Source organism: Bradyrhizobium yuanmingense (assembly GCF_900094575.1).
In the GTDB taxonomy this organism is placed as follows: domain Bacteria; phylum Pseudomonadota; class Alphaproteobacteria; order Rhizobiales; family Xanthobacteraceae; genus Bradyrhizobium; species Bradyrhizobium yuanmingense.
On the sequence record NZ_FMAE01000001.1, the window covers coordinates 852,732 to 875,373 of the forward strand.

Here is a 22,642-nt window from a genome sequence, read left to right on the forward strand (position 1 = left end):
TTGCTCGTTCCGCTTGTGATTTTTTGGAGAACACCGGAAGGAGATTGACGGCATCGATGAGCGGCTTGACCGTCGATCGATAGCGCATGGACTGGTCCGGCGAGAAGGACAACACAGCAATCAACTCGGCGCGACGGCTTCGATTACTGTGCCGGCCACTCGGCCAAAGCCAGGTTCAGTAAAACTCGTCGGATGCAGGCTTCGAGCTCCGGCAAGAAGTGCAAAATCGTCTGTCCGCGGTTGAGGCCGAATGACCATGCTCTCTGCCGGCAGACGCTCGGTCGGCGAGATCGACGCGGGCTTCGCGCCGCCTGCAACAATGTGGGGCAACGGTGCGGCCATCAACCAGATGTTCTTAAGCATCGCCCTATTCACCGAGCACGCGACGACACCTTTCCGCTTCAGACGGGCGACGGTAAAGAGCTTGCGGATCAGCAGGTCTCGTTCAAGCGACTGCGGCAATTTGAACTGCACCCCGATGAGCCGGCCCCTTTGTTGCGCAATCACCGCATCGACCCATCCGACCTGCATGATGTGCACGCGCAGCGGTTCTCCGGCGCGAGGACAGTCAATACCGGAGCCAAGCAGAACGCCGGCGCCAGAGAGGGAGATGTTGCTCACGCGTCCAGAAAGCTGCTCGCCGGTCGCGGTCTGGATCAAGATAGTTTCGTCGATGTCGAAACGCTCCTCGGTACGTCCCATCCGCGCCTGCAGCGAGGTCATGCAGACGAAGAAAAGCACGACGATGTTCACGACCGACCAGAAGGCGACCATCGGTAGAGCGGCCGGATGATCGATGATGCGCCATTCCGGGATCGTGTTCAGAACCACACCGACAACCGTCAACGCCATCAAGACCGCCGACGGCCAGAATATCTCCGCAGCGTAACTTGCGCGCCGCGCGGCAGCGCCCTTCGGCGTCACCCTGAACGCATGTCCCGCCGGCTTGACGAGAGTCCCCAGCACCGTCGGCAATATCTTGAAGCTCTGGATCGTCGCCGACACCTGAGCGGCGAGCGGAAAATGCACGTGCGGCGCGAACCAGGAGATGCCGCCGTTGAGCGCCAGGATCGCGGGGAACAAGTAGTAGAACACCGATTCGGGGGTGACATCGACGACAGGCGCCAAGCCGGTCCACATGAACACGATCGGAACCACCACGACCATGAGCGCCCGCAAGCCCAATGAGAGCCAATGCGTCGGAAAGAAGAGGAGCCGATGCATCAAGCCCAGTCCGGGGCCGAGCGGACCGGCGGCGAGGTACAGCGTCTGAATCGCGCCACGCGCCCAGCGTTGCCGCTGCACGAAAAAGGCATCAAGGCTTTCCGGCGCCAGTCCAATCGCCAGCGGTTCGCAGAGATAGCGGGTGACGTATCCCTTGCGCAGCAGGACGAGCGTCAGCAGGATGTCTTCCGTAATGGACTGGGTCGGCAAGGCATCGCCTACCGCGCGGAGTGCTGCGCGACGCGTGACGGAGTTGGACCCACAACAAAAGGCACCATCCCAGCCGTCGCGCGCGGGCATGATGGAATCGAAGAAGAACCGTTGCTCGTCCGGCAGTCCCCTGTGCAGGCCGAGATTCGCCTGCATCGGGTCCTCATTGTAGAAGGCGTGCGGGATCTGAACGATTCCGACCTTTGGATCAGCGAAGAAGCCCATCGTGCGCATCAGGAAATTGCGCTGCGGCACGAAATCCGCATCAAAGATCGCGAAGAACTCGCCGCTCGTCTTGGTCAGGGCATGATTGATATTGCCGGCCTTGGCATTCAAATTGTCGGCGCGCGTGAGATAGCCGGCGCCCTTTTGCGTGCAGAGTGCCCTGAGCCAAGGCCTGCGACCATCATCCAAGATCCACACCTGGACGTTCGGATAGTCCAGGCACAGCGCGCCGGTGATCGTCTTTTCCAGCACCTCGAATGGCTCGTCGTAGGTCGGAATAAAGACGTCGACCGAGGGCAGCTCATCATCCGGCAGGCTGCGAAGCCGACGCTCGTGCTGATCTGCTTCGCTTCGGCGATCGGTCCTGCGAAGGAACGTCAGATAGAGAATGAACTGATCTGTGAAAGTCAGAAGCTCGACGAACAGACAGAACCAGATCCAGCCGACCTGATACCAGGTCCCGCTTGCCGGCAGCACTGTGGTGAAAATACGCCATTCGAGATAGTGGGCCACCACAAGCCAAACCACAACAAAGACCGCAAGACGCGCCCAAGGGCGCGCGACCGGAAAGGTCGGCGCCAACAGATACATCGCAGCAAAGATGCCCAGCATCGGCGCGAACAGCTGAGAGAGAGGCAGAGTCATGGCTTGCATGGAACATCTCGCTCACAGGAGCGATTGGTCGAGTTCCAGGCGAGCGGTCAGCCATTTCAACTTCGAGCTGACCAATCGTAGCAGGCCGTCGGCTCTGCGCTCGAAGCGCACCTCAGCCAATCGTCCGATATCGCAGGAGCCGTTGCGGTCGGCCGACGTCTCATTGGGCGGAAGCGATATCTCAATGGTAATGTTGCCCGGATCAGGCCGCGGCACCCGAGCCGCAAGCAGCCGATCATCGCCGTACGCGGCCGATCCGCGGACCTGCCGGATCTGGCCGCTCTTCCATTCGCGACTCCCAATCAGACGGACGGTAGCCGCATCTCCAGCCTTGATCTTCTCGAAATCGCGCTCGGGTAGTTCAACGACGATAAACCGGCGTTTGCAATCTGCGAAATCGAAGACCGACTGCCCTTCCGTGACCATCGAGCCCGGGCTGGCCGCGACCGACCAGACCACATGGGCTGCGGGCAAGGACAGATCGTAGTGATCGAGACGATCAAGTCGAGTGCGTTCCTCTGCAATTTCCGCGGCCAACTGCGCGGCACGTGAGCTGTTCTGCAACAGGTCTGTCTCGAGCTCCTGGCGGCGGAGGACAAGCCGCTCGCGCTGCTGCTGAGAATAGGGCACGTCGTTGGCATCGCCACGAAGATAAATGCCCTTGTCGGCCGCCCCCAATTCCGTCTTGAGGCGCCGCAGGCGTTCATCGGCCATCTGGCACCGCGTTGCGGTTGCCTCCTGCGAGGCCTGGGCCTCACCGGAGCGGATCTGCGAACTGATGCCGAGCTTCACGAGCCTCTCCATCCGGCCCGCGACATCGTTCCGCTGCCGCGCCTCAGCGAGACAGCCGCCTTTTTCAACTTCCGTTTCACCTATCTCGTGGCGCAGGCGCGCTACCATCCCCGAACGATAGTCCTCGCTTCGCTCGCGGAGCTTGCGATCGAGCTCGGCGATTTCCTCGAGTTGCCGGCGTGCGAGCTCGGCGCGTTTGGTGGACATGGCCAGCTGCTGATCAAGGTCCATGAGGTGCCGGCGATCCGGCGAACGCGCCTCGACCAGCGGCACCATCCGGGTGTGCTCGAAATATTCGCCCTTGCGGGGAAGATCTGACGAGAGCTGACCCGCCATCGGCGCAGTCACCCGCATGAGCTCGGCATTGACATAGGCGGAGGGCGCGACTCGGTAGGTCACATACGGCAACAGGGCCCATCCGCTGAGAGCGATGATCCCGAGCGCCAGGGACCGCCGAGCGATCCGGCTGCGAATGAAACGTTCGACATGCAGGCGAACCACGACTGGATCTCCAAATGGGCTTTGGTCGCTCCGCCTGCCCTTGCGAAGGCAAGCCTATCACCGCATGGCCCAGGTGTTGGCATGAAGCCTGCGCCTTGAGACAATGAGCAATCCGACAACAGCTGCTTGCCGAAATCAGGATTCGCCGCCGCAGCAGACTCCCCCTCGCAACCACGAGAAGCATATCTAGCTTTCACCACAGCAGGTTAAGACGTGTCAAAACCGGAGAACTACGGCTCGGGAATCGAGAACAAGATGCCGACCTATTCTGGCTTGAAGTCGGCGCGGCGCTTGTACTGATCGAATGGCGGCGCGGCTAACGCCCATTCCTAAGCAGCTCTTTCGCTTCCGCGAATTCGGGAAGACCATGCTCCGCCTCGAATTGAGCGACCACGGGCGCAAGCACTTCGGATAGCGTACGCGCTCGGCCATTTGTCTTGTACAGGCGTGCAAGTTCAAGAGCGCTGCGCAGCTCAAAGGTCTTGGTCTGCTGATGTTGTGCGATGTCCAGCGCCCGCTTGAGGGCGTCTTCGGCACTGGATTCGTCCGAAGGATTATGGCGCGATAAGAGTTTACCGCGGACACGATGCAGCTCGGCATCAAGCCAATGCTGGCCGGATTGTCCCGTCCCGGCGATCAATTCGTCCAGGATTTCCAGCCCGGTCTCGACGTCGCCTAAATCTGCAATCGCCAGGGCGACATGCATCCCCCAGAACGGTTCGCAGAGGTAGCAATCGTTCTCGTGCAGGAAGGTCCAGCCGTGACGCATGTCCGCCAGTCCGGTCATTCGGTCTCCCGCACGCCACTTGGCGAGGCCGTTCAGGTAGGTGCCGGCGGCCACGTACAGCGGCATCGTGTGGTCGCGCGCGAGACCGAGCGCCAGGATCGTCTCTGTCTGCTGCAACATGCCCCCGCATACTCCGTCGAACACCGCGCGATGAACCAGCGCATTGGCCTGGGACAGCGCCCGTTTTTCTCCCGGAGTACCCACCGCTTCCGCGGCGAGCTTGCGCGCACGAGCGATGTCGCCAAGCGGCCAGAGCACCAAAGCGAGAAATCGCATGATCACGAACGGGAGATCCAGCGCCGAAGCCCTGAAGGTCGCGGGATCCGGTTCGGCCCGATAGATCGCCAGCGCCCGCTCAAGATGCGTACGCGCGTTCAAATACTCGCCGGCGAACCAGCAGGTCACGCCCCCAGTCCAATGGGCCACGACGGCGGCCACCGGCGAGTCCGGCCGTCGCTCAGCGGCGCTCCTGATGGCATCCGCCAACTCCCGCATCGGAGCAAGTTCGCCATGGGTCAGGCAGGCATTGAAGAGGCCGGAATGGACCGGCGCAAGTTCAACGGGATCATCGATACCGGCTGCGAATTGTCGCGCGCGCGTCCATGCGGCGACCGTTTCCGGAGCGCTGTGGCCGAGGCTGCCCCGCAAGGCACGGCCATATGCGATTTGAAGATGCAGCCTGCTCATCATCCGGTGGGGCTCGCCAGGCAATTGATCGGCGATCGCGATGGCCTTGCCGAGATGCGCGATCGCCTCGGAATAGGCCGAGCGTTTCAACGCCTGCTGGCCCGCCTTGCGCCACCATTCGAGGGCGATCTCGCTCAGCCCCGCCTCGGTGAAGTGGTGCGCGAGAACTTCCGGCTCGGTCTCGGCGACGATTGGAAACTTGTCGCGCAGGACATCGCCAATCCGTGTGTGAAGCACCTGCCGTTTGCTCTTGAGCAGGCTCTCGTAGGCCGCTTCTTGAACAAGGGCATGCTTGAAACTGTAATTTGCTTCGGGCGGTGTCCCACGACGCAGCAGCAGTTCGGCCTCTTCAAGTTGTCCCAGCGCCGCGCCCAGCGTCAGATCGTCGCGTCCCGCCACGGTTTTCAGCAGCGCGTACGAGAAGTCGCGGCCAATGGCGGCTCCTATCTGGGCCACCTCCTTGACCGGAGCGAGCCGATCAAGCCGCGCCATCAGCGAATCCTGCAGCGTCGCAGGGATAGCAAGCGGCGGCAGCGGATTATTCAGGCGGTAGCGCCCGGCATCCTCAACGAGCAGCCCGGACTCCAGCACCATCTTGGTCAATTCCTCGACGAATAGCGGAATGCCATCGGTCTTGTCGATGATCTGCTCCATCATCTCGCGTGGCAGCTGGCGACCGACGACAATCTGCTCGACGAGCGCGCGCGTGTCCTGCCGATCGAGCCGGTCGAGCCGCAACAGACTGACGTTGGCGAGGCCCGACCAGGAGGGCTCGAACTCCGGCCGGGACGTCAAGAGCACAAGTATCGGCAGTCCCCTGATCCGATCGACCGCGAGATCGAACAGTTCAAGTGTCGTGGCGTCGGCCCAATGCATATCCTCGCAGATGATCAGCAGCGGCTGGCCTCGCGCCAGTCCCTCAAGCTGATCGAGAAGGGCGGCAAAAGTCTGCCGCCGCTGCTGCGCCGGGCTCAAGCCGAGGGGCGGGCAATGGTCGCCGGTGGGAATCGAAAGCAGAGCCGCAATGAGCGGTGTTGCCCGGGCGACCTGCTGGGTTCCTATTGCGAGCATTGCCTCGAGCTTGTCGAGTTTTTGATCCGCCGTGTCGTGCGAGCGAATTCCGGCGGCGCGCTCGAGCTGCGCGACGAAGGGATGAAGCGCACTATTGGTGTGGTAAGGCGAACACTGATATCGCACGCGACGGTGCAACCCCAACGAGGGGCTTTCCGACAGCGTTGCCACAATACGGGACTTGCCGATGCCCGCTTCGCCGGAAATCAATACGAACTGGCCCCGCCCCTGCCATGCCTCCCGCTGGCGCGAGAGGATGAACTCGATCTCGTTCTTGCGGCCGACAAAACCGATCGAGCGCGCGGCACGAACTGCCTCGAAGCGACTCTCGGATGCAGTCGCGCCTTCCACCGCCCAGACCGCGATGGGGTCTGCCATTCCCTTGACCTCCCGACGGCCGAGATTGCGCAGGGAGAACAGATCGCCAAGCAGCCGGCGCGTCGATGAAGCAACGACGACGACCCCCGGCTCCGCCAGACTCTGGAGCCGGGCGGCGAGGTTTGGTGTGTCGCCGATGGTTGCGTGCTCCTCCGACGCATCTCCGCTGATGAGGTCGCCGACCACCACAAGTCCGGTCGCAATTGCGATCCGCAGTTCAGCTCGTTCGTCGGTCCCTGTCTTGAGCTGGCGTATCGCGGAGATCATGTCGAGGCCGGCGCGCACCGCGCGCTCGGCATCATCTTCGTGGGCGCGCGGATAGCCGAAATAGACGAGTATTCCATCGCCGACGAATCTGGCTATCCTGCCATCATAAGCAGCAATCACGCTCGCGCAGGCAGCGCGATAGGCCCGGATCACCTCCCACATATCCTCGGGATCGAGACGCGCCGAGAGCGCAGTCGAGCCGACCAGATCGCAAAACATGACCGTGAGATGACGCCGCTCGGCGTCCTGAGGAGGAGCGGGAGATGCGATCAACGCTGCCGGATCGAGGTCAGCGATAGCACGCAGCATCTTGCGGCGATGGCCGAGCAGGACTCCGAGCTTATCGAAGTCCTCTTCCATCAGTTCGGGAAGGACGCCTATGTCGATCCCATTTTGGGCAAAGCGCTCCGCGTATTGCGCAAGCCCCAGCTTCTCGAGCCACTCCGCAATCTGCATTGGCTCCACCGATCGTGTGGTTAGCGGTTAGCAGAAATTTTGGACCACGGCGCGCGGGGACAATATACCAACGTTACCATTATGGCACGTCATGTTTGTTGCGCGACCACCTAGGCTTCTCAATCCCGATATCGCATTGAACCAGTGAGCTGCGCGAGGCGAACGGCTTCGCACCTAAACATCGTCGGCACGCAGCATTGGACGGCAGAGGTTGCGATGAGTCTCGTCGCAGTCGTTCCGAACCAGAAACTGAGGCTTGTGCCAAGCGGATATTTTTCGCGACCGCAGCTCCTTCATTGCTCGCCGATAGGCGCTTCATAGTTGCGAGCCATCGTGCCCGCCGCAACCTGAAGCGAAGAACCGACCACCCAGCAGCCGGCAACAAAGCCGATCAGGCCGTTCGGCAGATTTTGATCAAGGACAAGAATGCTGACGGACAGAGTCGCAGCGATTGCCGCACCGAACGTGCCAGCCGCACTCATAATCTCGACCGGCTCGGAACCGTTCCATTCTTCCGAGATGCTCGATGTCGACCTCTGTGCGCCATGGCCAGCCATATCAATTCCGACGTAATAGCCGACAGCTCCGTAGAGCATTGTTATCAGGACGATCCAGCCGCTTTCGAATAGTCCGGCTTTCTGACGTAACAGGGCCGCCCCAACATAGAGGCCGCCAGATGCACCAACGGCGGCCAGCCCGATTCTTTCAAGAAGATGAGCCGATTTGATCAGACTGGAACGGGGGATCCGAAGATTGCCGACCCGCCTTGTTGCGGAGAAGGCGTTGGAAATTGCGCTGCTTATCTTCATAGGAGCTCCTTCTGAGTAAGTAGCAGCCTACCGGCCGACCCCGAACAGAAGCTGCGTGAGTTGCGCGATGCCCTTTCATTCCAATTTCTGAAGAATCTTTGCTGAGTGATGGGACTGGCTTTGCTCGTGAGCGAGACGGAACCAATCCAAAGCTGCGAGCATGTGGCTGCGCAGGCATTGCATCTCACCCGTGTTTCAAATGATCCGGGTGCGGCAATTTTCGTTGCGAGAGTGGTAATTCAGAAAGAGAGCGAGCGCGTATGAAGCGGTTCACACACGGTCCTCCCTGTCGCTCTATTCGGTCACAATTTCCGAAGGACGCATCTCATTTCGCGATAATGGACGGCGAACATGCTGGATCTGCAACGCGCGGTTGGTCAGCACGCTGCCCGCGTCTGGCCGAAATCAAAGATACGCGCTTGGTTTCGTGAAGCTCGCAGCCTCAGGCCGACCATTCCTCGCCCCACATCTGCACGACGTGACCGGGCGACACTTCGCGATAACGCCGCACGGGGGGCTGATAATCCGGCGCGCGGACCGGGCTTCTGATCTCGTCGTTGGAGGTTGGACGCGGCGTGCCGCGGCGTGACGGATCGGGCACCGGCACGGCGGCCATCAGCTTTTTGGTGTAGGGGTGCTGGGGGTTGCCGAACACCGACGCGCGCGGGCCGATCTCGACGATCTCGCCGAGAAACATCACGGCGACGCGGTGGCTCATGCGCTCGACCACGGCGATGTCGTGGGAAATAAAGAGATAGGCGAGGCCCATGCTGGCCTGGAGGTCGAGCATCAGGTTCACGACCTGCGCCTTGACCGAGACGTCGAGCGCGGAGACGGCTTCGTCCGCGACGATCAGTTTCGGGCCGAGTGCGAGCGCGCGCGCGATGCAGATGCGCTGCCGCTGGCCGCCGGAGAATTCGTGCGGGAAGCGCGCGGCCATGTCAGCGGAGAGGCCGACGCGGACGAGCAGGTCGGCGACCTTGTCGCGCGCCTGCGACGCCGTTGCCAGTCCGTTGGCAAGCAAAGGCGCAGCGATCGCCGTTCCCACCGACATGCGCGGATTGAGGCTCGCGAACGGATCCTGAAACACGATCTGCATGTGCTTGCGGACATCGCGCAAAGCCCGGCCGTTCATGGCCAGCACATCCTGGCCGTCGATCAGGACGGTGCCGCTGTCCGGCTGCGTCAGCTTCAGGATGGAGCGGCCGGTGGTCGACTTGCCGCAGCCGGATTCGCCGACCAGCGCCAGCGTCTCGCCGGCGCGCAAGGTGAAGGAGACGTTCTCGACCGCATGGACGCGGCCCGAGACCTTGCCGAACAGGCCCGAGCGGATCGGAAAGCGCGTCGTGAGGTTTGAGACTTCCAGCAGAGGCCGCTCGGCGGGCGAGACGGTATCGGGCGTCTCGGCCGGTTCGTCCGACGTGCCCGTCACCTTGTCGACGATCGGAAACCGCATCGGCCGCATCCGCCCGTCCATCGAGCCGAGCCGCGGCACCGCCGCGAGCAGCGCGCGCGTATAGGGATCCGCAGGCGCGGCAAAAATGCGCGCGGTGGCGTCCGTCTCCACCGCCTGCCCGCCATACATCACCACGGTGCGGTCCGCGATCTCGGCGACCACGCCCATGTCGTGGGTGATGAAGAGGATCGACATGCCCTCCTCCTGCTGAAGTTCTTTGAGCAGTTCCAGGATCTGGGCCTGGATGGTGACGTCGAGCGCGGTGGTCGGCTCGTCCGCGATCAGAAGCTTCGGCTTGCAGGCCAGCGCCATCGCGATCATCACGCGCTGGCGCATGCCGCCGGAGAAGCGATGCGGGTGCTCGTGGAAGCGCGACGCCGCCGCAGGGATGCGGACGCGATCGAGCAGGCGGACGGTCTCCGCCTCCGCCGCCGCGCGCGACAGGCCGCGATGCTGGATCAGCGCCTCCGCGATCTGGAAGCCGATGGTGAGCACCGGATTGAGGCTCGTCATCGGCTCCTGGAAGATCATGGCGACGTCATTGCCGCGGATATCCTTCATATCAGCCTCGGGCAGCGCGAGCAGATCGCGCCCCGCCAGCATGACGCGGCCCTCGACCCGGCCGATCTCGCTCGGAATGAGCCGCATGATCGACAGCGCGGTGACGCTCTTGCCCGAGCCGGACTCGCCGACGATCGCGACGGTTTCGCGGGCTGCGATGTCGAACGAGACCTTGCGAACGACGGGAATCCATTGCCGCTCGAGCATGAAGGAGGTGGTGAGGCCGGAGACCGAAAGCACGGAGGACTGTGCTTCGGCAACGGCCTGATCAGATCTTCTTCTGTCGATGCTCATGCGATTGCCCTAATAGCCCCGCCTGCGATCGACCAGCCCCGGCAGCTCCTCGCCGCGGCGGTGACGCGCGATGACGTCGAGCACGAAATCGACGGCCGTATCGGGCGTGGTCATGCTGGCGTTGTGCGGCGTCAGCAGGATACGCGGATGGCTCCAGAACGGGTGGCCTACCGGCAGCGGCTCGGGATCGGTGACGTCGAGCACCGCACCTGATAGCGCGCCGCTGTCCAGGGCTGCGAGGAGATCGGCCTCGACGAGATGCGGGCCGCGTCCGACATTGACGAGCCCTGCCCCGCGCGGCAGGCGCGCGAACAGCTCGGCATTGAGAATGCCGCGCGTTTGATCCGTCAGCGGCAGCAGGCAGACGAGAATGTCGGCCTGCGCCAGAAATTCTGGCAAGGCATCGGCCCCCGCATAGCAGGTGACGCCTTCGATCTCGCGCGGCGAACGATTCCACCCAAGAAGCGGAAAGCCGAACGTCTTGAGCCGTTCCAGCACGGCCTGGCCGAGCTGGCCGAGCCCCATCACGCCGACGTGCCGGCGCCTGGCCGGCGTGATCCGGATCTCGCGCCAGACCTGCTGCCTCTGCTGGCTGATGAAATCGAGGAGATCGCGATGCAGGGCAAGCACGGCCATGGTGACGTATTCGACCATGGTCTCGGCAATGCCGGGCTCCAGCATGCGGACCAGCGGGATGTGCGCCGGGACTGTCGTGGTGTCGAACTGATCGACGCCCGCGCCCACCGAGAAGACCAGCTCGAGATTGGGAAAGGTCGTCGTGATGTCATCCGGCGGCACCCAGGCCACGAGATAGCGCACCGCGGCCGGATCGCCGATGTCGGGCCAGAGCCGGAACGGCACATCAGGCGCGCGCTCCGCGAAGAAGAGCGCCCACTCGGCGCCGCGCACCATATTGGCCTTGTAGAGAACCGTCATGCCGGCCTCAGAACGGGCTGACCGGCGCGAGCCGGCGGCCGTCGATCATGCGCTTGTGGCTGTAGGCGGCCGGATCGACAAGCGGCGTCGCGCCGGTCACGAGGTCGGCGGCGAGCTTGCCGGCGGCGGGACCGATGCCGAAACCGTGGCCGGAGAAGCCGGTCGCGAGGAAGAAACCCGGCAGCGCATCGACCGGTGAGATCACCGGTATCGTATCGGGCGTGCAGTCGATGGTGCCGCCCCAGGCTTCGGCGATCTCGATGTCCTTCAATTCCGGATTCGACTTGATCAGCGCCGCCAGCGCCGCATTGACCAGCGACATGTCGGGCGCGGGATCGCGCACGCGCTCGGCCTCGAACGGCGATGGCTTGTCGAAACTCCAGCTGGTGCCGCGCATGAGCTGATCGAAGAACGATTTGCCGAACGAAAGCTTCAATCCGTTCTTGCGATGCTGATAGGTCGGCCAGAACGTGCGCGCGTAACGGAACAGGTCCGGCGACAGCTCGACCGTGCCGCGGTTGCGCAGCGCCAGCGTGAAGCCGCCGTCGAGGCGGCGGCGGATGCAGTAGAAATCGGTGCCGAGCGCGCCGGAGGTGATCTCCGGTCCCGGCGTGGTCCGGCACGCGGTGGCGTTGACGAGTCCGATCGGCAGCTCGATGCCGTGGCGGCGGCAGAACAGCGACGACCACGCGCCGCCCGCCAGCAGCACGGATTGCGTGCGGATGGTGCCCTTCTCGGTGACGACGGCGCTGACCCTCCCGCCCGTCGTCTCCAGCCCGCGCGCGGCGCAGCCCTGGTGGATGGTGACGCCGTGCTTGCGTGCGGCGGTGGCGAGCGCAGGGACGGCCATCGACGGCTCGGCGCGGCCATCGCTCGGCGTGTGCAGGCCGCCGACCCATGTGTCGGCGTTGCCGGGCATGCGCTCGGCGACCTCGGCCGGCGTCAGCACGGTGGAGTGAACCTGCATCTCGCGCGCGACCGCGGCCCAGCGCTCCCAGCTGGCGAGTTCGTCCTTGCTCTTGGTCAGGAACAACACCCCGGTTCGCCGGAAGCCGGCATCGACGCCGGCATCGTTCTGCATGTCCTCCCACAGAAGCAGCGCCTCGCGCGCGAGCGGGATCTCCTCGCGTGCGCGGCCTTGCTGGCGGCACCAGCCCCAATTGCGGCTCGACTGCTCGCCGCCGACATGGCCCTTCTCGACCAGCGCGACGGAGTGCCCCTTCTTCGCCAGATGATAGGCGGCCGAGACGCCGATGACGCCGCCGCCGATGACGACGACATCTACCTGCGCCGGCAGGCGTTCGTCGCTGTTGATGCGGTTGAGCGGCGGGGACATGGGGCACTCCTGGAGTTCAGTTCGAGTTCTTGCGCGTCAGAGGTCTTGCGCGTCACGGGATGTTCATTCGCGGATCGAGCGCATCGCGCAGGCCGTCACCGAGAAAGTTGAAGCTGGTCACCGCGAGCGTGATGGCGACGCCCGGCGCGATCGCGAGCCAGGGCGCGCTGGTGAGATAGATCTGCGCATTGTTGAGCATGTTGCCCCAGCTCGCCGCCGGCGGCTGGATGCCGTAGCCGAGATAGCTGACATAGGATTCGAGCAGGATCGCCTTGGCGACGTTGAGCGTCGCGGCAACGACGATCGGCGCGATCGCGTTGGGCACGAGCTCGCGGAACATGATGCGCAGGTTCGAGGAGCCGAACGCGAGCGCGGCGACCGCAAACTCACGCTCGCGCAGCGAACGCACCTGGGCTTCGACCACGCGGGCCACCGCCATCCAGGCCGTGGCGGCGATCAATATGGTGGTGGTGACGAGACCGGGCTCGGTCAGCGCTGCGAGGGCCAGCAGCAGGAAGATGGTCGGAAAGCACAGCACGGCGTCGACGAGCCGCATCAACACCGCGCCGACCGCGCCGCCATAGAACCCGGCAAAGGCGCCGACGACAATGCCGACCGCCATCGCGATCACCATCGCGACGATGCCGATCGAGAGCGAGACCCGCCCGCCCATCATCAACCGTGCCAGCACGTCGCGGCCGAGCTCGTCGGTGCCGAGAATATGCGCGCCGGAGAGCGGCGGCGCGAACCGCTTCATGATGTCGATGTAGGTGTCGTCGAACGGCAGCAGGTAGGGGCCGAACGTCGAACCGAGCACGAGCACGAGGATGATCAAGGCGCCCGCGAGCGCCAACCGATGCCGGCGAAAGCGCCGCCACGCGGCCTGGCCGGGCGCGAGCTGAACGGTGGAGAAGGCTGCGGTCGCCATCGCTTCAGCCCACCCGGATGCGCGGATCGACGACGGCATAGAGGATGTCTGCCAGCAGCGAGCCGATCAGCACCATCGTCGCCGAGAACATCAGGATGCCCATCACCACGGGATAGTCGCGGTAACCAATCGAATCCAGGAACAGGCGGCCCATGCCCGGCCAGGTGAACACGGTCTCCGCCACCAGCGCACCGCCCAGCAGCGTCGGAAACTGCAGGCCGGCGACCGTGATCATCGGCAGCAGCGCGTTGCGAAGCGCGTGCACCGTGAGAATGCGCCATTCCGGCATGCCCTTGGCGCGTGCAGTGCGGATGTAGTCCTGGTTGATGACCTCGAGCATCGAGGAGCGCATGAAACGGCCCCACATCGCGGTCTCGACCAGCGCCAGCACCATGGCCGGCGCGATCAGATGATGCAGCAGGTCGAGGAAGGAGCCGTCGCCAATGGTATGCCGGTTGCCCGCCGGCAGCCAGCCGAGCTTGACCGAGAAGACGTAGATGGTGACGAGGCCGAACCAGAAGGTCGGGATCGACAGCGCGATCATGGCACCGACGGTGGCGAGCGTATCGAACAGCGAGTAGCGGCGTAGCGCGCCAAGGATGCCGATCCAGCAGCCGAGCAGCACCGCGATGATGGTCGCCGTCGCCATCAGCTCCAGCGTGGCGCCGAGATGCGAGGAGATCACCGACAGCACCGCCTCGCCGTCGCGATACGACTTGCCCCAATCACCCCGCACCATGCGGCCGAACCAGTCGAGATATTGGACCGGCAGCGGACGATCGAGGCCGAGCTGCCTGGTGACGCGGTCGAGATCCTCCTGCGTCATCTGGCTTGAGACGGCAAACTGCGACAGCGGCCCGCCGGGCGCCAGATGCAGGATGGCGAAGCCGATCCCCGAGACGATCACGAGCAGCATGATCGCCTGCGCCAGGCGATTGACGACGTAGCGGGCCATCTCAGGCGATCCGACCAGCCCGAGACATCAGGCCCAATACCATTCGCGCATGTTCCAGCTGTTGATCGACATGTTGATGTTGGGACGGAAGCCTTGCAGCCCCTCCTTGATGCCCTCGGCGATGAAGCCCTGGAACAGCGGCAGGATGGCGAGGTCGTTGCGGATCAGCTTTTGCAGCTCGCCATAGGTGGCCTTGCGTTGCGCCAGGTCGAATTGCTTGGCGCCTTCAGACAACAGCCGGTCGGCCTGCGCGCTTTGATATTGATAAGTGTTGAAGCCGCGGCCGCCCTTGGCGGGAATGGCGCCGGAGCCGAAGCGCGGCGTCACGTCGGGGTCGCTGCCCAGCATGAAGTTCACGCCGACGATCACTGAATTGAACTTCGATTGCTGCCAGAAGTCGCCCCAGATCACGGCCGCCGGCATGTTGCTGACGCGCATCGCCGCGCCAATGGCCCGCCAGTCCTGGATCAGGAGCTGCTGGCACTGTTCGCGCACGGCACTGCCCGCCGTCGTCGAGTTGGTGAATTCGAGCTTGACGCCGCCCTTCTCGCGAATGCCGCCGGAGCCGCGAACCCAGCCCGCGGCGTCGAGCAGCGCGTTGGCCTTGGCAGGATCGTATTTGTGCTGCGGCAGACCCTGCTGGAACGACCAGGCCTGCTGCGGCACGAAGCTCTCGGTCTGCGTCGGCAGACCGTAATAGAGCGCGTCGATGATCGCCTGCTTGTTGATGCCGAGATAGAGCGCCTCGCGCACGGCACGATCAGTGAAAGGGCCAAAATCCAGGTTCGGCGCGATATGCTCTACCGAGGAGGTCGAAGAGACGAAGATCTTGCGGCCCTTCAGCGTCTTTGCCTCCTGCACGAAGTTCGGCAGGATGCCTTGCAAGCCGGTGTAGTCGACCTGACCGGTGCGGAACTGGGTGTAGAGCACGGTGAGATCAGGGATGTATTTGAAGACCACGCGTTCGAGGTACGGCCCCTTGCCATGATAGCCGGTGTGGGCGTTCAGCTGGATATGGTCGCCGGGCACGCGCTCGCCCCAGCGAAACGGGCCGGTCCCGACAGGCGCACTGTGGAACGGTGAGGCATTCGGATCGGACACCTTCTCCAGGATGTGCTTGGGCACGATGAAGGTGAACGACGCCAGGATCGACATATAGGGCGAATAGGGCGCTTCCATTCGCCAGTGGATCTCGTCGGACGCCACGACGGTGATGTCCTTGACGAGGCTATGGCCGACCCGGCTGCGCGCACGGAATGCGGGATTGTTGATCAGCTCGATGGAGAATTTGACATCCTCCGCCGTGAACGGCGTGCCGTCGTGCCACTTCACGTTATTGCGCAGCTTGATCTTCCAGGTCAGGCCATCGGCGGAGAGGCCGCCATTCTCGATGGTCGGGACTTCGCGGGCGAGGTCGGGGACGAACTTGCCATCGGGCTCGATGTACCAGAGCGGCGAGAACACCTGCCACCAGATGCCCTGATCGACCTCGATGCCCGGCATCAAGGGATGAAAGACGGTCGGCTCTTGCGACAGCGCCGCAATCACTTGGCCACGCGGCTTGCCCGGCGGATTGGTGGGACGTTCGGTCTGCGCGGAAGCGTTCCCTGAAAGCGTCCAGCCTGCGGCCGCGCCCGCGCCGAGCTGGAAGAATTGACGGCGATTCGGAATGCCGAGATGTCCTGCCCCAACGCCGAACTTGCCGGTGTCGTCCGCCATGACCCACTCTCCGTTTCCGCACGCGGCACCGTCTCCCGCGCCCCCGAGACCCCGGCAAAGGGACAGGAGTGGGCTTTAGTGCTTCTAAATTTTCTCCCAAAAGTTCATCATGACTAAATACAGCTGTCAATCGCATTGCTAGAATGCGCCAGCTTTTCACTCTGACTGAAGGCACGGGCTCGATACCCGACGCTGAGATGATGCATGGGAGAGCCACATGGATGGTCGCGGCGATACCAACGGCAGCAAGGACGCTTCGGCGATCGAAGCTGACGATGCGGTCGACCAGCGCTTGGGTGAAACCGTGCGGCTGCTGCGGCAGCGCGCTGGCCTGTCGATCCAGGACGTCGCCAACAAGACCGGCCTGTCGACCGGCATGATCAGCCAGCTCGAACGTGCGCGCGCCATGCCGTCGATCCGCACGCTGCGCCTGCTCAGCATCGCGCTCGACGTTCCCATCTCCTATTTCTTCGAGAGCAGCGATCCTGCCGAAGCGCCGCGCTACACCGTGCGCAAGAACGCCAGGCGGCTGCTGCGGCTCACCGCCACCGGCGTCGTCAAGGAAGCGCTGACCCCGGAAGGCAAAGGCCAGCTCGAGCTCTACGAGCTCACGCTCAACCCCGGCGCCTCCTCCGGCACCGACTTCCTGCAGCACACCGGCGAGAAGGCGGGCTACATCCTCTCGGGCAGCCTGCGGCTGTGGCTCGACAACCAGGCCCATGTGCTGGAAGCCGGCGACAGCTTTCGTTTTCCGAGCATCGTGCCGCACATGTTCGACAACCCGACCCAGCAGGTGGCGCGCGTGATCTGGGTGACGACGCTGCGCCAGACCGACTCGCCGACGGGTTGAGTCCGGCATCAAGGTCTGGCGAGACGGATCTAGCTCATCCTTCGCCGCAGCGTGGCTGACGGCGTCTCGCCGAATTTCTCGCGGTAGGCGCCGGCCATGCGGCCGAGATGGGTGAAGCCGAGATCGAAGGCCATCTCGGTGATGGAAACATCGGGTGCGGCTTGCGCGAGGCGCGCATTGAGGCCGGCGAGGCGAATGTCGAGCAGCATCTGCGAGATCGACACGCCGAAGTGACGGCGGAAGCCGAGCTGCAGCGCGCGGATGCCGATGCCGGAGGCGCAGGCGAGCTGCGCAAGATCGAGCGGCTCGCCGGCATGGTCGGCAAGGTGATCGCGCGCGGCGCGCAAGGCGCGCGGCAAACGCTCGGCCTGCCCCGAAAACGTCTGAATCGCATCCGACAGGCCATGCCGCTGCCGGTTGAGCAGATGATCGAGCAGCGCTTCGCGCCAATCGGCCATCGCGGCCGGCGAGAGCCGGCCTGATGGCCCGAGGCGCTCGGCGAGCGTCATCAGCTCGGCGAGCCTCGTCTGCAGGGCCCGCCCGGACGGCGCATCCAGCTCGATCACCGGATCGAACTCGACCACCCCGGTCGCCCTGCCCGACAAGGCCGCGGCACGCTGCTCGACCATGCGGCGATCGAGCAGCAGGATCGCCTGCGCACAATCGCTCCACATCATCCGGGTCGGAATCGTCGGCGACAGCAGCGACGCGATCCGGTCCGGGGCCGCATCGAGCTCACGACGACCGGCACGAATGCGGGCGCTGCCAGCAAGCGGGACCTGCACCAGGAAGAAGCGCTCGAGGCAGCCCGGATCGATGCTGACCGCTCCGCCATAGGCGACGTAGTTGATGGAGAAACCGTCGAACGCCGCGCAATTGTGCCGGGCAGAGAAGCCGGCCGCGCGCGCCTGTGTCGGCTTCAGATCGTGCGGACAGAAGATGCGCCCGATCTGCTCGGCCGCCTCGTCGACGTCATCAGTGGTGACACGGGCGAACGCCGCAAGCCGTTCGGCTGCAGAGGCTGTTGCGCTCATTTCCAGCTCGGCTGCGGACATCGTCGACCATGCTTCGCGCCCGGAATTCCTTTAAGCCTATAATAGTTCCGCGGGGGCGAAAAGGGCCGGAGCTCGCAAATTCGTCGTGCTGCATGGCAATAGGTTCATCCGGATTCGTTTAGCGGATAGACAGGCGGTCCGTCCTCGGACGATGCTCCGTCCCCGCCGGAATCCATGAGGAGCAAGCCATGACTGCACTCGAAAAAGGCATCACCGCGAACGGGAAAGGCTACGGCGGCAAGAGCTGGAACATCCTTGGCCAGGTCTATTTCCCCAAGGCCGTCACCGACTCCACTTTCGCGTTCGAGACCAACAGCGATCCCGGCCAGTTCGTGCCGGTGCATATCCATCCGACCCAGGACGAGTTCATCCTGGTGCAGGAAGGCACGCTCGATCTCAAGCTCGACGGTCAATGGGTCAAGGCCAATGCCGGCGACCTCGTGCGCATGCCACGCGGCATCCCGCACGGCTATTTCAACAAGTCCGACAAGCCGTGCCGCGCGCTGTTCTGGGTCTCACCGATGCAGAAGCTGGAGGCGCTGTTCAACCAGCTGCACAATCTGACCGACCCGGCCGAGGTCGTGCGCATCTCGGCGCTGCATGAGGTCGACTTCCTGCCGCCCGAGGCCAACGACTAGCCGTCGCCGCTTCCTCCGCTTGCATCTGCTTGCAGCCCCGGCCGGCCGCGCCTTGTGGCCGAACGCGGCCGCTTGCGCGCCAAACACATCGAGCAAACCCATGGTCAGCCCAAAACATGTCTGCGTGATCGGCGCCGGCGTCTCCGGCCTTGCCGCCGCGAAAGCATTCTCCACCCGAGGCCACCGCGTCACGATCGTCGAGCGCAGCTCAGATCTCGGCGGCGTCTGGGAGCCGGCGCGCTCCTACCCCGAGGTGCAGACCCAGAGCCCGAAGGAGCTCTACCGCTACACCGACCGCGCCATGCCGGATGCCTATCCGGAATGGCCGACCGGGCCGCAGGTCCACGCCTACCTCGCCGACTATGCCAAGAGTTTTGGCCTCGAGCGCATGCTGCGGCTCAACACCGAAGTCGCCGGCATGGCGCGCCGTGGCGACGGCAGGTCGGGATGGACGCTTGCCTTGAAGGACAGGAACGGCACGACCACGAACGAGGATTTCGATTTCGTCGCGGTCTGCACCGGGCAATTCAACGAGCCACGCGAGCTGCATTGCCCCGGCGAGGACGGCTTTCTGGCGCAGGGCGGCCAGATCCTGCACTCGTCGAAATACGGCGATCCGACCCTGGCGAAGGAACGCCGCGTCGTCGTGCTCGGCGGCTCGAAGTCCGCAACTGACATCGCCGTGAATGCGGTGAAGTCAGGCGCGCGCGAGGTCACCATCGTGATGCGTGAGCCGGTCTGGCGCATTCCCTATTTCATCGGCGGTCTCGTGAACTTCAAGCGCATCCTCTACATCCGCGCGCAGGAGGAGATGTTTCCGGGTTGGGGCATCAGCACGATGGGACGGCTCGCGCACCGCCTCGCCGCGCCGCTGGTCTGGGCCAATTGGCGCGGGCTGGAGAGCCTGTTGAAGGCGCAGCTCAAGCTCGGCCGCTGCAACATGGTGCCGAAGGAGCGCATCGAGGACGGCGTCAACTGCTCGGTGCCCATCGCAACGCCGGGCTTCTACCCGATGGTCGCCGACGGCCGCATCAAGGCCGTGTTCGGCACGTTCGACCATTATGAGGGCGACAGCATCGTGATGAGTGGTGGCGAGCGCGTGGGCGCCGACGTCGCCGTGCTCGCGATCGGCTACAAGCTCGGCGTGCCGTTCCTGCCCGAGGCCTACCGGCAGAAACTGGTCGATGCCGACGGGCAGTACCGGCTCTATCGCCTGATCGCCAATCCGGATCTGCCCGAGCTCGGCTTCGTCGGCTTCAACTCCTCGTTCTGCACCGTGCTCTGCGCCGACCTCGCGGCGAACTGGCTGGTGCGTTATGCCGACGGCCAGCTCGCGAACCAGCCGACGGCACAGGCGATGCGCGACAACATCGAGATGATGCTGCACTTCAAGCGCGTCGAGCGGCCGGCCGCGGGCGTCTATGGCGGCCTCTGCGTCGCCCCTTATCACTACCGCCATTTCGACGAGCTGATGGCCGATATCGGCGCGAAAAACCAGAAGCGCGGCGGACTCGCGGGCCGCTTCCAGCCGCCGGATGCGGATGCTTACGCCAAGTTCCTGGCGACGGCGCCGGACTACCGGGCGGCGTGAAAGGAGAATTGCGGCGGCTCGCCTCCGACGTCTACGCTGGCCATCGAATCGACGGGAACCAGCCATAGGATCGGCCATGGGATCGAGACGACTTGCCGCCGCGGCCATTGCGGCTGTTGCCATCTTCGGCGCGGTGCCCACCGTTGCGCAGAAGGCGGCGCCGACGCCACAGCAATCGGAGGCGCTCGCGGCTTACGAGCGCGCGCTCGGCGACTTCAAATCCATCCTCACTGAGCGGCGGCGCCAGATCGAGGCGAAGGAGCCGCTGCCGAACCTGCCGGGACAGGCGCTCTATCTCGCGCGCGTCGCTGTGATCAGCAGCTACAAGGACCTCACCGACGTCATGCCGTCGCGGATCGGCCGGCCGAACAAGTTCGAGATTCCTCCGGCCTATTTCGATGCCGAGATCGAGCCGCTGGTCGAGGAATACGGCAGGCTGTTCGACCTCATGGAGGCGCCGCCTGCCAACGCGCAGAGCTCGCCGACGCCGTTCGAGGACGTCGTCGATCTTGCGGTCGCGATTGCGCGCGCCAAGGGCCTCGCTCCCGAACACGCCGAAGCTGCCGGGCGGATCAGCCTCGGGCTGTTCTTTGCGGAGACCAACGGCAAGCAGAATGTCCGCAATGCACGCTCGAACACCTATATGGGCAGCTTCCAGACCGGCCCCTCCGAAGACCGCAACGGCCGGCGGAAATGGGAGAAGATCAAGGGCGACGTAGCTGCGATCGACCCGGGCTTGAGCGCGCGAGACGACAAGGAGGAGGCGCGTGCCCGCGGCACCGATCAGCGCTTCAACCACTGGACCAACGTCCGCAACGGGTTGATGAACGCGCACTCCGATCTGTTCCGCGAGATTCCGGGTATCGTCAAGACGCTGCCTGATACGATCGACCAGATGAAGCTTTTCCAGCTGATCCAGATCGTTCCAACCCCGACGCGGTCCGCGCTCAAATCGGGCGATCTCCTGAATTACCGGGTGTCAAGCCCCAGAATCATGGGATACCTGCGCAACAACAGCATCTTTGCCTTCGGACGGGCCGACCGGGCGAAAACCTCGGCGAGCTACCGCGAAATCTTCGCCGCGATGTGGCTGTTCAACCGGAAGTTCGAGAAAGCGATGGCGAAATTCGCCGAGATCAGGACACGCTGAGAAAGCGGGTTGCAACTGCCAGCGCAGGTTGTAGTCTCGCGGTGGCATCGATCACGCGGACCTTTCCATGCGCATTCTCGTTCTCGGCGGCAGCCAGTTTCTCGGCCGGGCGATCGCAAGCCATGCCTGCGCTGGCGGGCATGACGTGACCTGCGCGGCCCGCGGCCTTGCGGGGCCGATTGCCGCCGGCGCCCGCTTCCTGCGGATCGACCGCGACGTGGCCGACGGACTTGCGCCGCTCGCGGGTGAGACATTCGACGCCGTGGTCGATGTCTCGCGTCATCCCGGCCAGGTCCGTCGCGCAGTCGCCGCGCTGAAGCGGCCGGGCGTGCATTGGACCTTCGTCTCGACGATCAGCGTTTATGCGGACAACCGCATCCCGGGGCAACGCGCCGACTCCGCGCCGCTGCGCGAGCCTGTTGCGGGAGAGATCGAGCACAGCACCGAGGCGATCTACGGCGCAGCCAAGGTCGCCTGCGAACAGGCGGTCGGCGATGATGCCTTCATCTGCCGCGCCGGACTGATCGCAGGCCCCGAGGACCCGACCGGACGGTTCGCCTATTGGCCGGCGCGGCTTGCGCGCGGCGGCGAGGTGCTGGCGCCGGGATCGCCGGAGGATGCGGTCCAGTTCATCGACGTGCGCGATCTCGCGCAATGGATCGTGCAAGCGGCAGAGAGCGCTCTCGTCGGCATCTATGACGGGATTGGGCCGATCCGCACGCGCGGCGGATTCCTGAGCGAATGCGCATCCGCGCTGAACGCGTCCTGCACCTTCACTTGGATCGATCGCGCCTTTCTGGAAGCGCATGACGTCAGGCGTTGGGCGGGCCCGCGGTCCTTACCGATGTGGCTGCCATTGCCTGATTACGCCGGCTTCCTGACGCGCGATACCTCGCCGGCACGCGCGGCCGGATTGACCTCGCGACCGCCGGGAGACACCGCGCGCGATACGCTTGATTGGCTCAACGCCGTCAACGGGCCCGTCGTCGGTCTCACTGCCGAAGACGAGAAGGATGTGCTCGCGGCGTGGCATGCGCGCCAGCTCTAGGTGCGGACGGGCCAATCGTTCGCCGGTGAAAAGCGCCTTGTCGTGACAAATCTGTCAAAGGCCA

The 22,642-nt window shown here is 64.2% G+C and carries 16 protein-coding genes; 5 read left to right on the top strand and 11 right to left on the bottom strand.

Annotation, left to right across the window (positions count from 1 at the left end; translation table 11 throughout):
- Positions 1 to 120: 120 nt before the first annotated feature.
- The 10 genes from GA0061099_RS03930 to GA0061099_RS03975 form a co-directional block, all read right to left on the bottom strand.
- A complete protein-coding gene (locus tag GA0061099_RS03930) occupies positions 121 to 2,313 on the bottom strand; it encodes a glycosyltransferase (protein ID WP_036028542.1) in 2,193 nt (730 codons plus the stop codon).
- A gap of 12 nt (positions 2,314 to 2,325) precedes the next feature.
- The gene (locus tag GA0061099_RS03935; protein ID WP_244429374.1) at positions 2,326 to 3,606 is read right to left on the bottom strand and encodes an HlyD family secretion protein; all 1,281 of its coding nucleotides are present in this window, start codon (positions 3,604 to 3,606) and stop codon (positions 2,326 to 2,328) included.
- A 316-nt stretch (positions 3,607 to 3,922) separates the two neighbouring features.
- Positions 3,923 to 7,252 carry an adenylate/guanylate cyclase domain-containing protein gene (locus tag GA0061099_RS03940; protein ID WP_036028545.1) on the bottom strand — a complete coding sequence of 1,110 codons (3,330 nt, stop codon included), beginning with the start codon at positions 7,250 to 7,252 and terminating at the stop codon, positions 3,923 to 3,925.
- A gap of 293 nt (positions 7,253 to 7,545) precedes the next feature.
- Positions 7,546 to 8,061 carry a hypothetical protein gene (locus tag GA0061099_RS03945; RefSeq protein ID WP_036028547.1) on the bottom strand — a complete coding sequence of 172 codons (516 nt, stop codon included), beginning with the start codon at positions 8,059 to 8,061 and terminating at the stop codon, positions 7,546 to 7,548.
- Positions 8,062 to 8,503: 442 nt separating this feature from the next.
- On the bottom strand, positions 8,504 to 10,372 hold the full coding sequence (locus GA0061099_RS03950) for an ABC transporter ATP-binding protein (RefSeq protein WP_085972359.1): 1,869 nt from the start codon (positions 10,370 to 10,372) through the stop codon (positions 8,504 to 8,506).
- A 9-nt stretch (positions 10,373 to 10,381) separates the two neighbouring features.
- On the bottom strand, positions 10,382 to 11,308 hold the full coding sequence (locus GA0061099_RS03955) for a 2-hydroxyacid dehydrogenase (protein WP_036028548.1): 927 nt from the start codon (positions 11,306 to 11,308) through the stop codon (positions 10,382 to 10,384).
- A 7-nt stretch (positions 11,309 to 11,315) separates the two neighbouring features.
- On the bottom strand, positions 11,316 to 12,644 hold the full coding sequence (locus GA0061099_RS03960) for an NAD(P)/FAD-dependent oxidoreductase (protein ID WP_036013132.1): 1,329 nt from the start codon (positions 12,642 to 12,644) through the stop codon (positions 11,316 to 11,318).
- Between the two features lie 52 nt (positions 12,645 to 12,696).
- Positions 12,697 to 13,572 carry an ABC transporter permease gene (locus tag GA0061099_RS03965; RefSeq protein WP_074447543.1) on the bottom strand — a complete coding sequence of 292 codons (876 nt, stop codon included), beginning with the start codon at positions 13,570 to 13,572 and terminating at the stop codon, positions 12,697 to 12,699.
- Positions 13,573 to 13,576: 4 nt separating this feature from the next.
- Entirely contained in the window at positions 13,577 to 14,527 is a 951-nt protein-coding gene (locus GA0061099_RS03970; protein WP_036028549.1) for an ABC transporter permease, read from the bottom strand.
- Between the two features lie 27 nt (positions 14,528 to 14,554).
- Positions 14,555 to 16,246 carry a peptide ABC transporter substrate-binding protein gene (locus GA0061099_RS03975; RefSeq protein ID WP_036028552.1) on the bottom strand — a complete coding sequence of 564 codons (1,692 nt, stop codon included), beginning with the start codon at positions 16,244 to 16,246 and terminating at the stop codon, positions 14,555 to 14,557.
- A gap of 217 nt (positions 16,247 to 16,463) precedes the next feature.
- On the opposite strand from GA0061099_RS03975, the gene GA0061099_RS03980 reads away from it, so the two are divergent.
- The gene (locus GA0061099_RS03980) at positions 16,464 to 17,096 is read left to right on the top strand and encodes a cupin domain-containing protein (RefSeq protein WP_074447544.1); all 633 of its coding nucleotides are present in this window, start codon (positions 16,464 to 16,466) and stop codon (positions 17,094 to 17,096) included.
- Between the two features lie 29 nt (positions 17,097 to 17,125).
- Here the strand turns inward: GA0061099_RS03980 and GA0061099_RS03985 are convergent, their stop codons facing one another.
- Positions 17,126 to 18,151, bottom strand: coding sequence for an AraC family transcriptional regulator (locus GA0061099_RS03985; protein WP_050996011.1), 1,026 nt, complete (start codon positions 18,149 to 18,151; stop codon positions 17,126 to 17,128).
- Between the two features lie 188 nt (positions 18,152 to 18,339).
- Between GA0061099_RS03985 and GA0061099_RS03990 the strand changes: the two genes are divergently transcribed.
- The 4 genes from GA0061099_RS03990 (at position 18,340) to GA0061099_RS04005 (ending at position 22,578) form a co-directional block, all read left to right on the top strand.
- Positions 18,340 to 18,789, top strand: coding sequence for a cupin domain-containing protein (locus tag GA0061099_RS03990; protein WP_036027225.1), 450 nt, complete (start codon positions 18,340 to 18,342; stop codon positions 18,787 to 18,789).
- Between the two features lie 100 nt (positions 18,790 to 18,889).
- Entirely contained in the window at positions 18,890 to 20,380 is a 1,491-nt protein-coding gene (locus GA0061099_RS03995; RefSeq protein WP_036027227.1) for a flavin-containing monooxygenase, read from the top strand.
- Between the two features lie 76 nt (positions 20,381 to 20,456).
- The gene (locus tag GA0061099_RS04000) at positions 20,457 to 21,530 is read left to right on the top strand and encodes a hypothetical protein (RefSeq protein ID WP_036027229.1); all 1,074 of its coding nucleotides are present in this window, start codon (positions 20,457 to 20,459) and stop codon (positions 21,528 to 21,530) included.
- A 67-nt stretch (positions 21,531 to 21,597) separates the two neighbouring features.
- Positions 21,598 to 22,578, top strand: a complete 981-nt coding sequence (locus GA0061099_RS04005; RefSeq protein ID WP_036027231.1) for an NAD-dependent epimerase/dehydratase family protein — start codon at positions 21,598 to 21,600, stop codon at positions 22,576 to 22,578.
- Positions 22,579 to 22,642: the final 64 nt, after the last annotated feature.